Origin of the sequence: Paracoccus sp. MC1862 (assembly GCF_016617715.1) — a bacterium.
Lineage (GTDB): Bacteria > Pseudomonadota > Alphaproteobacteria > Rhodobacterales > Rhodobacteraceae > Paracoccus.
Genome location: NZ_CP067225.1, coordinates 2311248 through 2323702, shown reverse-complemented (window position 1 = coordinate 2323702; position 12455 = coordinate 2311248). Strand labels below are relative to the sequence as shown.

Below are 12455 nucleotides of genomic sequence, written 5' to 3'. Positions count from 1 at the left end.
TGCGTCCCGCTCAGAAGCGGAAGTTCAGGCCGACCTTGACGTTGTGGAAGCTGGACGAGGCGGAAGTGTTCGCCCCCAGAATTTCGACGTCGGTCGTGCCGAAATCGCTGTACTCCCATTCACCCGTGACGGAGAGGCGATCATTGATGAGCCGCTCGACACCGAGGCCGACGACATACCCATCCGCGTCATATTCGACGTCGCTTCCGCCGGCCGACAAGGTGAAGTTACCCTCCTGATAGCCGGCGATGCCGTAAACCAGGGTATCCGGCCGCGCCAGATAGCCGGTCTTCAGCTTGAGTGCCCAAAGATCGTCCACTTCGGATTTGAACGTTCCGCTTCCCAGACCGGGAATATCATAGCCGAAGTCATCCGAGATGTTGCTGAAGGTGTAAGAGAGTTCCGGTCCGATCACCCACCGATTGCGCTGCCAGCGATACCCGACGTGCAGCCCCCCGTTGGCCCCCGAAATTTCCGCATCCCCCAGGTTGGCGATGAACCGGTCGTCGGCAGTATATGCGCCAACCCTGTCATCCCCCCCGAACGCATAGCCCAGCGTGATGCCGGCATAGCCGCCCTGCCAGTCGGACGCGGCCGGTGCGACGACGACCGGTGCGGGTTCGACATCGACGACGGGGGCGATATAGCCGCCGGCGTAAGCGGAGGGGACCGAGAACAGGACAGCGGCAGAGGCCACGACGAGGTTGATGCGCAAGGTGAACCTCACTTCATAAGGATTCGATTCCGGGCAGGGCCCGGACCATCTATGACTGACAACTGGCATGAAATCGCTCTGTTCCCAAGGGGATGAGCGGAAAACTACGGGTTTGTGTGACGGCATGGGCACGATCCCGAAAGGGGCAGCGGATCATGGTCGGGACCGGCCCGTCGAAGCCTGCTTTCCGTAACTGTCTGATACGAAATCCATTTTCCCGGACAGCTCCGGTGCCCCCCTCGGTCGCGCAGGCCCGAGCCTGTCAGGCGAGGGTGGCGGATTTGTCACGTATCAAGGTTTTCGACGCTCAGCGCATTGGCCTGGATGAAGTCCCGGCGCGGTTCAACCACGTCGCCCATCAGCTTGGTAAAGATGTCGTCGGCCTCGGCCACGTCCTCGACCCGGACCTGCAGCAGGGTGCGGGCCACCGGGTCCAGCGTGGTTTCCCACAACTGCTCGGGGTTCATCTCGCCCAGTCCCTTGTAGCGCTGAAGGGTCAGGCCCTTCTCGCCTTCCGCGAAGATCGCGTCCAGCAGCGACAACGGCCCGTGGATCGGGATGCTGCGGTCCTTGCGGACCAGCGTCGCCCGGTCGCCGTAAACTTCGCGCAGGGCGTCGGTCAGGGTGCCCAGCCGCCGGCTTTCGGCCGAGCGCAGCATCGGGCCGTCGAGCAGCCGCGACTCCTCGACCCCGCGCAGCAGGCGCGACAGGCGGATGCCGCCGTCCTGCGTGGGGCGCGCGGACCAGCCGCGTTCATATTCCTCGGCGATGGCGTCCAGCCGGGCCGCCACGGCCCCGCCGACGCCTGCCGCATCGCTGTCGATGGCGCCGGGAACCATCGCGCCTGCAATGGCCGCCTGTTCGGTGATGTGATGCGGATAATGGGTCGGATAGGTGGCGATGACGCGGCGGGCAAGCCGCGCCTCCTCGACCACGCGGGCGAGGTCGGCGCCGGTGATCTCCTCGCCGGAACCGAGCCGCAGGGCAGTGCCCTCGATCCCCTGCTGGATCAGGTAATCCTCGAGCGCGGCCTGGTCCTTGAGATAGACCTCGGACCGGCCCCGCGCGACTTTGTAAAGCGGGGGCTGGGCGATATAGAGATGGCCTGCTTCGATCAGTTCCGGCATCTGCCGGAAGAAGAAGGTCAGCAGCAGCGTGCGGATATGCGCGCCGTCCACGTCGGCGTCGGTCATGATGACGATCTTGTGGTAGCGCAGCTTCTTCAGGTTGAACTCGTCCCGCCCGATGCCGGTCCCCAGCGCCGTGATCAGCGTGCCGATCATGTCCGAGGACAGCATGCGGTCGAAGCGGGCACGTTCCACGTTCAGGATCTTGCCCCGCAGCGGCAGCACCGCCTGGTTCTGGCGGGAACGCCCCTGCTTGGCCGACCCGCCGGCCGAGTCACCCTCGACAATGAACAGTTCCGCCAGCGAGGGGTCTTTTTCCTGACAGTCGGCCAGCTTGCCGGGCAGGCTCGCCACGTCCATAGCGGTCTTGCGACGGGTGAGTTCGCGGGCCTTGCGGGCAGCTTCGCGGGCCAGGGCGGCCTCGACGATCTTGCCGACGATCTGGCGAGCCTCGGCGGGATGCTCCTCGAACCATTCGGCCAGCTTCTCGTTCACCAGGTTCTCGACCGCAGGTCGCACTTCCGAGGACACCAGCTTGTCCTTGGTCTGGCTGGAGAACTTGGGGTCCGGCACCTTGACCGACAGCACGCAGGTCAGTCCCTCGCGCGCGTCGTCGCCGGTGAAATCGACCTTTTCCTTTTTGGCGATGCCGCTGTCCTGGGCGTATTTCCCGATCACCCGCGTCAGCGCGCCCCGGAAGCCCGCAAGATGGCTGCCGCCGTCGCGCTGGGGGATGTTGTTGGTGAAGGGCAGCACGGTTTCGTGATAGCTGTCGTTCCACCACATGGCGATCTCGACGCCGATGCCGTTGCGTTCGCCCACGATGAAGATCGGCTCGGGCATGACCGGGGTCTTCGAGCGGTCGAGGTATTTGACGAACTCGCGGACCCCGCCCTCGTAGAACAACTCGGTCCGCAGCGGTTCGGCGGGGCGTTCGTCTTCCAGCAGGATGCGGACGCCCGAGTTCAGGAAAGCCAGTTCCCGCAGCCGCGTTTCCAGCGTCTTGAACTGGTAGTCGAGGTTCGAAAAGGTTCCGCCCTGCGCGTTCTCCTTGCAACTGGCGAGAAACCGCACCTCGGTCCCCTTTTCGCCCGGCGCGGCGTCGCCCACGACGCGCAGGTGTTCCACCGTGTCGCCGTTCTCGAAGCGGACGAAATGCTCTTTCCCGCCCCGCCAGATGCGCAGTTCCAGCCAGTCCGACAGGGCGTTGACGACCGAAACGCCGACGCCATGCAGCCCGCCCGAGACCTTGTAGCTGTTGCTGTCGAACTTACCGCCTGCGTGAAGCTGGGTCATGATGACCTCGGCGGCGCTGACGCCCTCGGTCGGGTGCATGTCCACGGGGATGCCGCGGCCGTTGTCGCGGACGCTGACGCTGCTGTCGGCGTGGATGGTGACGCGGACATAGTCGGCGTGGCCCGCCAGCACCTCGTCGATGCCGTTGTCCACGACCTCGGTGACCATGTGATGGAGGCCCGAGCCGTCATCGGTATCGCCGATATACATGCCGGGCCGCTTGCGGACGGCTTCCAGACCCTTCAGAACCTTGATGGAATCGGCGCCGTATTCGATCGGCTGCGCGGTGGCTGCGCTCATTGCTGACATTATCCTGCGATTGTTGCCCATCATATAGGGCTCGCGCGCGCGAATGTCACGGGAAACACACAAGATTTTGCGGGTTTCCGGGGGGTTCCGGCAGGGTCTTGCCTAGCGTTCCTTGACGTAAGGCTCGCCCCCCGCGCGGGGCGGCGTGGCGCGGCCGATGAAGCCCGCGAGGATGATGACGGTCAGCAGGTAGGGCAGGGCGCTCATGACCATCGAGGGAATGGTGACGGGGCCGAGGTCGATCTCGGGATAGCGGTTGGCGACCGCCTCCATCAGCCCGAAGAGGAAGGTTGCCCCCAGCGCCCGCCAAGGCAGCCAGTTGGCGAAGATCAGCGCGGCCAGCGCGATATAGCCGCGGCCCGCCGTCATCTCCTTGACGAAGCCCGCCGAGAGGCCGGTGGCGAGGTAAGCCCCCGCCAGCCCCGTCAGCACCCCGCAGATCGCCACCGCCGCCCAGCGCAGGCGCGGCACCGACACGCCCGCCGTATCGACCGAGGCCGGGTTTTCCCCCACCGCCCGCAGCCGCAGCCCGAAGCGGGTACGGTAAAGCAGCCACCAGGTCCCCGGCACGAGCAGCGCCGCGACATAGACCAGCGCCGTGTGGCCCGACACGACCTCGGCGTAGAAGGGGCCGAGGACGGGGATGCCCCGCAGCGCCTCGGCCCCCGGCAGGGTGATGCTGCCGAAACGCGCCGCGCCCTCCAGCGAGGGCGTGCGGCCGCCCAAGCCGAACCAGCTTTGCCCCAGCAGCACCGTCAGGCCGGAGGCGAGGAAGTTGATCGCTACCCCCGAGATCAACTGGTTGCCACGAAAGGTGATCGCCGCCAGTCCGTGGATCAGCGACATCCCCACGGCCGCCAGAACCCCCGCCAACAGCCCCAGCCAGACGCTGCCCGTGATCGCCGCCGTGGCCGCCGCCGAGAAGGCCGCCATCAGCATCTTGCCTTCCAGCCCGATGTCGAAGACGCCCGCGCGTTCGGAATAAAGCCCGGCGAGGCAGGCCAGCAGCAGCGGCGTCATCAGCCTGACCGCGCTGTCGAGGATCTGCAGGACCGTCGCGTAATCCATCAGCGTGCGCCGAACAGACGGTTGAGGGGCATCCTGACCATGTTGTCCAGCGCCCCCGTGAACAGGATCACCAGCGCCTGGATCACCACGATCAGCTCGCGCGGGATCGAGGTCCAGAGCGCCAGTTCCGCGCCGCCTTGGTAGAGGAACCCGAACAGCAGCGCGGCCAGCACGATGCCGACCGGGTGGTTGCGCCCCATCAGCGCCACGGCGATGCCGATGAAGCCCGCGCCCTCGGCGCTGTTCAGAAGCAGCCGCCCGGCCTCGCCCATGACGTTGTTGATGGCCATCATCCCGGCCAGCCCGCCCGAGATCATCATGGCGATGACGATGATCCGCGTGGGCCGGATGCCCGCATAGCGCGCGGCGCGTTCGGACCGGCCGAAGGCGCGTATCTCGTAGCCCAGCGGCGTGCGCCAGATCAGCAGCCAGACCAGCAGGCAGGCGGCAAGGGCGATGAGGAAGCTGATGTTGGCCGGCGTGGACTTGCCCCACTCGATCCCCATCGCCGCCGCCATGTCGGTCACGCGCGGCAGTTGCGTGCCCTCGGGGAAGCGCGCCGAGGCCGGGTCCATGCTGCCCACGGGGCGCAGCACGTTGACCAGCAGCCAGTTCAGCAGCGCGGCGGCGAGGAAGTTGAACATGATCGTCGTGATGACGATGTGGCTGCCGCGTTTCGCCTGCAGGATCGCCGGGACGAAGGCCCACATCGCCCCGAACAGCGCCGCCCCCACCATCGCGGCGGACAGGGCCACGCCCCAATGCGGCCAGGGCAGCGACAGCGCCACCAGAGCGACGCCAAGCCCGCCAAGGCTCGCCTGCCCCTCGGCCCCGATGTTGAACAGCCCCGCGTGGGCGGCCACTGCCACCGCGAGCCCAGTGAAGATGAAGTTCGTCGCGTAATAAAGCGTGTAGCCCCAGCCGTAGGAGGACCCAAGCGCCCCCGTGACCATCACCCGCAGCGCCTCGATGGGGTTCTGGCCGATGGACAGGATCACCAGCGCCGAGATCGCGAAGGCGAGGGCCAGCGAGATCAGCGGCACCAGCACGAGGTCGGCCCAGCGGGGCAGGCGGGTCATCAGATCATCCCCTTGGTGGGCCCGGGTTCAGGGACATCAGGAACACCCGGCTGGCCTGTCTCGGGCGGGATGCCCGAGGGCGAGGCTCCCGCCATCAGCAGCCCCAGTTCGGCGGCCGAGGTCCGGTCGGGCAGCCGCTCGCCCATGATGCGGCCATCGAACATGACGGCGATGCGGTCGCTGAGCGCCATGATCTCGTCCAGTTCCACCGAGACCAGCAGGATCGCGGCGCCGGCGTCGCGCAGTTCGATCAGGCGGCGGTGGATGAACTCGATGGCGCCGATGTCCACGCCCCGCGTCGGTTGGCCCACCAGCAGCAGAATCGGGCGGCTCTCGATTTCACGTGCGACCACGATCTTCTGCTGGTTGCCGCCGGAAAAATTGCGGGCGGGCAGGTCGGGGTCGCGGGGGCGGACGTCGAAACGCTCCATCTTGGCGGCGGCTTTGCTGCGGATGGCGACGTTGTCCATCAGCGCCCCGCCCTCGCGGTGGTGGCCGAGGACCGTGTTCTCCCAGGCCGAGAACTCCATCACCAGTCCCTCGGCCTGCCGGTCCTCGGGGATATTGGCGATCCCCAACTGACGCCGCGCCCGGGCGTCGGTGCCGGAAAGCGCCAGGGGACGGCCCGCGACCCGGGCGGTGCCCGTGACCTGCGCACCCGCCTCGGGATAGCCCCCAAGAATGTCCAGAAGCTGCGTCTGCCCATTGCCGCTGACGCCCGCGATCCCGAGGATCTCGCCCGCCCGCACCGTCAGGTCGATGCCGCGCAGCCGCTCCACCCCCGCCCGGTCCACCATCCGCAGCCCGCCCAGTTCCAGCACCGGCGCGCCCGGCGCGGCAGGTGCCTTGTCCACCCGCAGCAGCACCTTGCGGCCGACCATCAGTTCGGCCAGCGCCTCGGGCGAGGTTTCGCGTGTGGGCACCGTCGCCACCATCTCGCCGCGCCGCATGACGCTGGTGTTGTCGGTGATCTCCATGATCTCGCGCAGCTTGTGGGTGATCAGGATCACCGTCTTGCCACGATCCCGCAGGCCCTTGAGGATGCGGAACAGGTGGTCCGCCTCGGCCGGGGTCAGCACGCCTGTCGGTTCGTCGAGGATCAGGATGTCGGCCTGCCGGTACAGCGCCTTGAGGATTTCCACCCGCTGCTGGTGGCCGACCGACAGGGTTTCCACCACCGCATCGGGGTTCACGTTCAACTGGTATTCCGCCGCGAGCCGCCGCAACTCCTTGCGCGCCCGCGTCACCGAAGGCGCCAGCAGCGCCCCGTCCTCGGCCCCGAGGATGACGTTCTCGACCACCGTGAAGTTGGGCACCAGCTTGAAATGCTGGAAGACCATGCCGATCCCCGCCCGGATCGCCGACTGGCTGTCGGTGATCCCGGCGTCGCGCCCGCCGACCATGATCTGCCCCGCGTCCGGCCGGTAGAAGCCGTAAAGGATCGACATCAGCGTGGACTTGCCCGCGCCGTTTTCCCCCACGATGCCGTGGATCGTGCCCGAGGGCACGACCAGGCTGATGTCGCGGTTGGCCTGCACCGGCCCGAAGGCCTTGGAGATCCCGCGCAGCTCGATCGCGGGCGGCGCGGGGGCCGGGGTGACCATGCGCCGTCAGTCCGCCGGGCAGGCGTTGTCGGTCATGTAGTCATGCGGCACGATTTCCCCGGCGATGATCTTGGCCTTGGCCTCCTCGACGGCGGCGGTCATCTCGGGCGTGATGAGGGGCGCGTTGTTTTCATCCATCGCCAGACCCACGCCGTCGGCCTTGAGGTCCATCAGCTTGACGCCCGGCTCGACCGCCTCGCCCGCCGTGAACGCCTCGTAGACCGAATTGTCCACGCGCTTGACCATCGAGGTCAGCACCTTGCCCGGATGCAGGTGGTTCTGGTTGGAATCGACGCCGATGGACAGGATGCCCTCGTCCGCCGCGGCCTGCAGGACCCCGATGCCGGTGCCGCCCGCCGCCGCATAGATCACGTCCGCGCCCTGCGCCTTCTGCGCGCGGGCAAGCTCGCCGCCCTTCACAGGGTCGTTCCAGGCCGCAGGCGTGGTGCCGGTGAAGTTGGTGATCACCTTGCCGTCCGGCCGCACGGACTTGAAGCCCTCGGCGTAGCCGCAGCGGAACTTGTGGATCAGCGGGATGTCCATGCCGCCGATGAAGCCGACGGTGCCGGTCTGCGACGCCATCCCCGCCAGAATCCCCGCGAGATAGGACCCCTCGGGTTCGGCATAGACGTTGGACTGGACGTTCGGCTGGTCCACCACCGTGTCGATGATGACGAAGCGGGTGTCGGGATAGTCGGGGGCCACCTTGTTCAGCACCTCGCCAAAGGCGAAGCCCGTGGTCACGATGGGGTTCAGCCCGGACTCGGCCAGCCGCCGCAGCGCCTGCTCGCGCTGGGCCTCGGACTGCATTTCCAGTTCCTTGTAGCTGCCCCCGGTTTCCTCCTTCCAGCGGGTCGCGCCGATATGGGCGGCCTCGTTGAAGGACTTGTCGAACTTGCCGCCGAGGTCGAAGACCAGCGCGGGCTCGGCCCAGGCGGCGGCGGTAGACAGCGCCAGCGCGGCGCTCGCCAGGCGAAGGGTCAGGGTCATGGCGGCTTTCTCCCGTTGGGTCTGGCGGGATTACAGGAAAAGCCCCGTGCGGCGTCAATCGGAAACGCCGCGGATGGCGCAGCGTCCGTTGGACAGGCGGCGGCGTTGCTGCTAACCGGCGGGGCAGACCAGACGAGAGGCCGCCATGAACGCTCCCACTGTTGCCCCCGTGACCGGACGCAGGCACTGGACCGCGGCCGAGGCGCGGGCCGTCATCGACCAGCCCTTCATGGACCTGCTGTTCCAGGCCCAGACGGTGCATCGCCAGCACTTCGACCCCAACCGAATCCAGTTGTCGCGGCTGCTGTCGATCAAGACCGGCGGTTGCCCCGAAGATTGCGGCTACTGCAGCCAGTCCGCGCGGCACGGCTCGGACCTGTCGGCCTCCAAGCTGATCGAGGTCCAGCGCGTGATTGCCGAGGCCGCGAAGGCCAAGGCGGCGGGCGCCACCCGCTACTGCATGGGCGCGGCCTGGCGCAGCCCCAAGGAACGCGACATGGGCGCGGTTCTCGCCATGGTGGAAGGCGTCAAGGCGCTGGGGATGGAGACCTGCATGACGCTGGGGATGCTGGACGCCGGACAGGCGCGGCGGCTGAAGGACGCGGGGCTGGATTACTACAACCACAACGTGGACACGTCCGAGTCGCATTACGCCAACGTGGTCACGACCCGAACCTATGCCGACCGGCTGGAGACGCTGGCGGTGGTGCGCGACAGCGGCATCAAGGTGTGTTCCGGCGGCATCATCGGCCTTGGCGAAGGCCAACAGGACCGCGTCGAGATGCTGGTGACGCTGGCGAACCTGCCCGAGCCGCCGGAGTCGGTGCCGATCAACCTGCTGATCGCCATTCCGGGAACTCCGATGGAAAACGCGGCCCCCGTCGATCCCATCGCCTTCATCCGCACGATTGCGCTGGCGCGGATCATGATGCCCCAAAGCCATGTGCGGCTGTCGGCGGGCAGGACCGAGATGTCGGACGAAATGCAGGCGCTGTGTTTCTTCGCGGGGGCGAACTCGATCTTCATGGGCGACACGCTGCTGACGGCGGCGAACCCCGGCGACGACCATGACATGAAGCTGCTGGCCAAGCTGGGGATGCAGCCGATGGTCGCCTGGGAACACGCGCCCGAGGACGTGGCCGCGCCCGCACCGGGCGAGATGCCGGTGCCGATCCTGCGGTGAGCGTTTCTGCAAAGGACCGGCTCGCGCCCTTCCGCGCGGACCTCGACGCCATCGCGGCGGGCGGGCGGACGCGGCGGCTGATCGGGCGCGCGGGGGTGGATTTCGCGTCGAACGACTACATCGGCCTTGCGGGCTCGCTGCGGCTGGCCAATGCCGTGCGCCGCGCACTGGAGGAAGGCGTGCCGGTCGGCGCTGCCGGTTCCCGCCTGCTGCGGGGCAATACCGAGTGGCACGAGGGCTTCGAGGACACCGCCGCGCGCTTCTTCGGGGCCGAGTCCGCGCTGATGCTGGGCGGCGGCTATCAGGCCAACGTGGCGGTGCTGGCGACCCTGCCCCAGCGTGGCGACCTGCTGCTGATGGACGGGCTGTCCCATGCCTCGACGCGTGAGGGCGCGCGGCTGACCCGCGCCGAGGTTGCCGAGTTCCGCCACAACGATGCGGGCCACGCGGCCGAGGTGATCGCGGGCTGGCGCGCGAAGGGGGGCAAGGGCGCGGTCTGGATCTGCGTCGAAAGCCTTTACAGCATGGACGGCGACCGCGCGCCGCTGGACGCCCTCGCGCCGCTGGCCGACCGCGAGGGCTTCCTTGTGGTGGACGAGGCCCACGCCACCGGCGTCTGGGGGCCTGACGGACGCGGGCTGTCCCATGCGCTGGAAGGCCGCGAGAACGTCGTCACCCTGCACACGCTGGGCAAGGCGCTGGGCGGCTCGGGCGCGGTGCTGACCCTGCCGCGGGTCTTGCGGGACGTCATCGTGAACCGCGGGCGGCCCTTCATTTTCGCCACGGCTCCCTCGCCGCTGATGGCCGTGGCGGCGACCGAGGCGCTGGCGATCCTGCGTGACGAGCCCGAGCGGCGCGCGGCGCTGCAGGGCCTGATCGACCTGTTCACGGCGGAACTGGCGCGGCGGCTGCCGCATCTGCCGCCCTCGGGCAGCCAGATCGCGCCGCTGATCGTGGGGGCCGAGGAGCCCACGATGCGCCTCGCCGCCCGTTTGCAATCCGAGGGGCTGGACGTGCGCGGCATCCGCCCGCCAACCGTGCCCCCCGGCACCTGCCGCTTGCGGGTGTCACTGACGCTGAATGCCCGACCTGCCGATGTCACCCGGCTGGCCGAGGTGCTGGAGGACGCATGGCCCGCTTCGTGATCACCGGCACCGGGACCGACATCGGCAAGACCGTCTTCGCCGCCGGGCTGACCGGACTGATCGGCGCGGATTACTGGAAGCCCGTGCAGACCGGTGTCACGGGGCATGGTCCCGCGCCAAAGGGCAGCGACGCCGCCTTCGTTCATGGGATGACCGGCGCGCGCATCCACGGCAGCCTCGCGATCCTGCCCGTGCCGCTGTCGCCCCATCGCGCGGCGGAACTCGCGGGCGTGACCCTGGAGCCGGACACCTGGACACTCCCCGACGCCGACCCGCTGGTGATCGAGGGGGCGGGGGGCGTGCTGGTGCCGATCACCCGGCAGCTTCTGTCGGCCGACCTCTTCGCCCGCTGGGGTATCCCCGTTGTGCTGGTGGCGACCACGGGACTGGGGACGATCAGCCACAGCGTCACCGCCGTCGAATCCCTGCGCGCGCGGGGCGTGCCCGTGCACGGCATCGCATTCGTGGGCGACGACAACCCCGACAACATCGCCACCATCGCCGACCTGACCGGCGCGCGGGTGCTGGGGCGGCTGCCGCGCCTTGATCCGCTGACGCCCGACGCCTTGCGCGCCGCGATGCAGGCCGCCTTCGACCCGCAGGATTTCACATGAGCGACTCGCCCGTCTGGCGCCCCTTCACCCAGCACGCGACCGAGCCCGAGCCTCCGGTCGTGCGGCGCACCCATGGGGCGATCATCGAGACCGACCACGGCCTCCTGATCGACGCGATCTCAAGCTGGTGGGTCATTACCCACGGCCACAGCCATCCGCCCATCATGCAGGCGATCCGCGAAGCCTCGGAAACGCTGGATCAGGTGATCTTCGCCGGGCTGACCCATGAACCCGCCGAATCCCTTGCCCGCGAACTGGTGGCACTGGCGCCGAAGGGACTCACACGCGTCTTCTACTCCGACAGCGGCTCGACCAGCGTCGAGGTCGCGCTGAAGATGGCGCTGGGCTTCTGGCGCAATACCGGCCGCCCGCGCCACCGCATTGCCGTTCTGCAGGACGGCTATCACGGCGACACCATCGGCACCATGAGCGTGGGCGAGCGCGGCGTTTTCAACGCGGCCTACGAGCCGCTGATGTTCGCCGTGGACAGGCTGCCCTTCCCGGAAGGAGACGGCGCGGAAACCCTTTCCGCCTTCGAGGCGATGGCTGCGGGTGGCGACATGGCCGCCATCATCCTTGAACCGTTGGTGCTGGGCGCGGGCGGGATGCGGATGTATGACCCGCAGGTGCTGGACGGCATCCGCCGCATCTGCGACCGCCACGGCGTGCTGATGATCGCCGACGAGGTGATGACCGGCTGGGGCCGCACCGGCCGGACCTGGGCCTGCGATCACGCGGGGGTCTCGCCGGACATCCTCTGCACGTCCAAGGGCCTGACCGGCGGCGCGATTCCGCTGGCGGCCACGCTGGCGACCGAGGACATCTTTCAGGCCCACTGGTCCGAGGACCGCAGCCGCACATTTTTCCATTCCTCCAGCTACACGGCCAACCCCCTCGCCTGCGCGGCGGGGCTGGCGAACGCCCGCATCTGGGCGGCAGACGGGATGCAGGCGCAACTCGACGCGGTCGCTGCCATGCAGGCCGAGCGGCTGCAGGCAATCGCCCGTGGCAGCCCCTTCACCAACGCCCGCCAGACCGGCACCATCGCCGCCATCGACCTGAGGGTGGATGCGGCGGGCTATCTCGCCGCGGTGGGGCCGCGGTTGCGGGCCCATGCGCTGGATCGCGGTGTGCTGCTGCGGCCCTTGGGGAACACGGTCTATGTCATGCCGCCCTATTGCATCACGGCGGATCAGCTTGATCAGGTCTGGCAGGCCATCGCGGATTTCGCCGGCTGAAACCGCCTGCTGATGCGCGATTGTGACAGGGGCGCCACCTTGCAACCCTGTGATCCCGCGCATGCTTTCCGGCTGCCGGACCCCCGC

Annotated in this window: 10 protein-coding genes; 4 read left to right on the top strand and 6 right to left on the bottom strand. The window is 68.2% G+C overall.

Annotated elements, in window-relative coordinates:
- Positions 1–10: 10 nt before the first annotated feature.
- The 6 genes from JGR78_RS11480 to JGR78_RS11455 all read right to left on the bottom strand — a co-directional run bounded on the left by JGR78_RS11480 (position 11) and on the right by JGR78_RS11455 (position 8188).
- Positions 11–715, bottom strand: coding sequence for an outer membrane protein (locus JGR78_RS11480; protein WP_234450729.1), 705 nt, complete (start codon positions 713–715; stop codon positions 11–13).
- A 284-nt stretch (positions 716–999) separates the two neighbouring features.
- On the bottom strand, positions 1000–3438 hold the full coding sequence (gene gyrB / locus JGR78_RS11475; protein WP_182792108.1) for a DNA topoisomerase (ATP-hydrolyzing) subunit B: 2439 nt from the start codon (positions 3436–3438) through the stop codon (positions 1000–1002).
- Positions 3439–3549: 111 nt separating this feature from the next.
- Positions 3550–4515, bottom strand: coding sequence for an ABC transporter permease (locus tag JGR78_RS11470; RefSeq protein ID WP_182792109.1), 966 nt, complete (start codon positions 4513–4515; stop codon positions 3550–3552).
- Complete coding sequence (locus JGR78_RS11465) at positions 4515–5594, bottom strand: ABC transporter permease (RefSeq protein ID WP_182803767.1); 1080 nt, start codon at positions 5592–5594, stop codon at positions 4515–4517. The genes JGR78_RS11470 and JGR78_RS11465 overlap by 1 nt, the downstream gene beginning before the upstream one ends.
- Positions 5594–7198 carry an ABC transporter ATP-binding protein gene (locus JGR78_RS11460; RefSeq protein WP_182803765.1) on the bottom strand — a complete coding sequence of 535 codons (1605 nt, stop codon included), beginning with the start codon at positions 7196–7198 and terminating at the stop codon, positions 5594–5596. The genes JGR78_RS11465 and JGR78_RS11460 overlap by 1 nt, the downstream gene beginning before the upstream one ends.
- Before the next feature lie 6 nt (positions 7199–7204).
- Positions 7205–8188: a BMP family protein gene (locus JGR78_RS11455; protein ID WP_182803763.1), complete on the bottom strand. Its 984-nt coding sequence runs from the start codon at positions 8186–8188 to the stop codon at positions 7205–7207.
- A gap of 145 nt (positions 8189–8333) precedes the next feature.
- On the opposite strand from JGR78_RS11455, the gene bioB reads away from it, so the two are divergent.
- From bioB to JGR78_RS11435, 4 genes are read left to right on the top strand one after another with little or no spacing between them, the layout of a single operon-like run.
- Positions 8334–9371 carry a biotin synthase BioB gene (gene bioB, locus JGR78_RS11450; RefSeq protein WP_182803761.1) on the top strand — a complete coding sequence of 346 codons (1038 nt, stop codon included), beginning with the start codon at positions 8334–8336 and terminating at the stop codon, positions 9369–9371.
- Positions 9368–10516: an 8-amino-7-oxononanoate synthase gene (locus tag JGR78_RS11445; RefSeq protein WP_182803759.1), complete on the top strand. Its 1149-nt coding sequence runs from the start codon at positions 9368–9370 to the stop codon at positions 10514–10516. Before bioB ends, JGR78_RS11445 begins: the two co-directional genes overlap by 4 nt.
- On the top strand, positions 10501–11130 hold the full coding sequence (bioD, locus tag JGR78_RS11440) for a dethiobiotin synthase (protein WP_182803757.1): 630 nt from the start codon (positions 10501–10503) through the stop codon (positions 11128–11130). The genes JGR78_RS11445 and bioD overlap by 16 nt, the downstream gene beginning before the upstream one ends.
- Positions 11127–12368, top strand: coding sequence for an adenosylmethionine--8-amino-7-oxononanoate transaminase (locus tag JGR78_RS11435; protein WP_182803755.1), 1242 nt, complete (start codon positions 11127–11129; stop codon positions 12366–12368). Before bioD ends, JGR78_RS11435 begins: the two co-directional genes overlap by 4 nt.
- The last annotated feature ends 87 nt before the right edge of the window (positions 12369–12455 follow it).

Excerpts from the sequence above, each read along its gene's own strand:
- JGR78_RS11455 (WP_182803763.1), bottom strand. The coding sequence starts at position 8,188 with ATGACCCTGACCCTTCGCCTGGCGAGCGCCGCGCTGGCGCTGTCTACC.
- gyrB (WP_182792108.1), bottom strand. The coding sequence starts at position 3,438 with ATGAGCGCAGCCACCGCGCAGCCGATCGAATACGGCGCCGATTCCATC.
- JGR78_RS11470 (WP_182792109.1), bottom strand. The coding sequence starts at position 4,515 with ATGGATTACGCGACGGTCCTGCAGATCCTCGACAGCGCGGTCAGGCTG.
- bioD (WP_182803757.1), top strand. The coding sequence starts at position 10,501 with ATGGCCCGCTTCGTGATCACCGGCACCGGGACCGACATCGGCAAGACC.
- bioB (WP_182803761.1), top strand. The coding sequence starts at position 8,334 with ATGAACGCTCCCACTGTTGCCCCCGTGACCGGACGCAGGCACTGGACC.
- JGR78_RS11465 (WP_182803767.1), bottom strand. The coding sequence starts at position 5,594 with ATGACCCGCCTGCCCCGCTGGGCCGACCTCGTGCTGGTGCCGCTGATC.
- JGR78_RS11435 (WP_182803755.1), top strand. The coding sequence starts at position 11,127 with ATGAGCGACTCGCCCGTCTGGCGCCCCTTCACCCAGCACGCGACCGAG.
- JGR78_RS11460 (WP_182803765.1), bottom strand. The coding sequence starts at position 7,198 with ATGGTCACCCCGGCCCCCGCGCCGCCCGCGATCGAGCTGCGCGGGATC.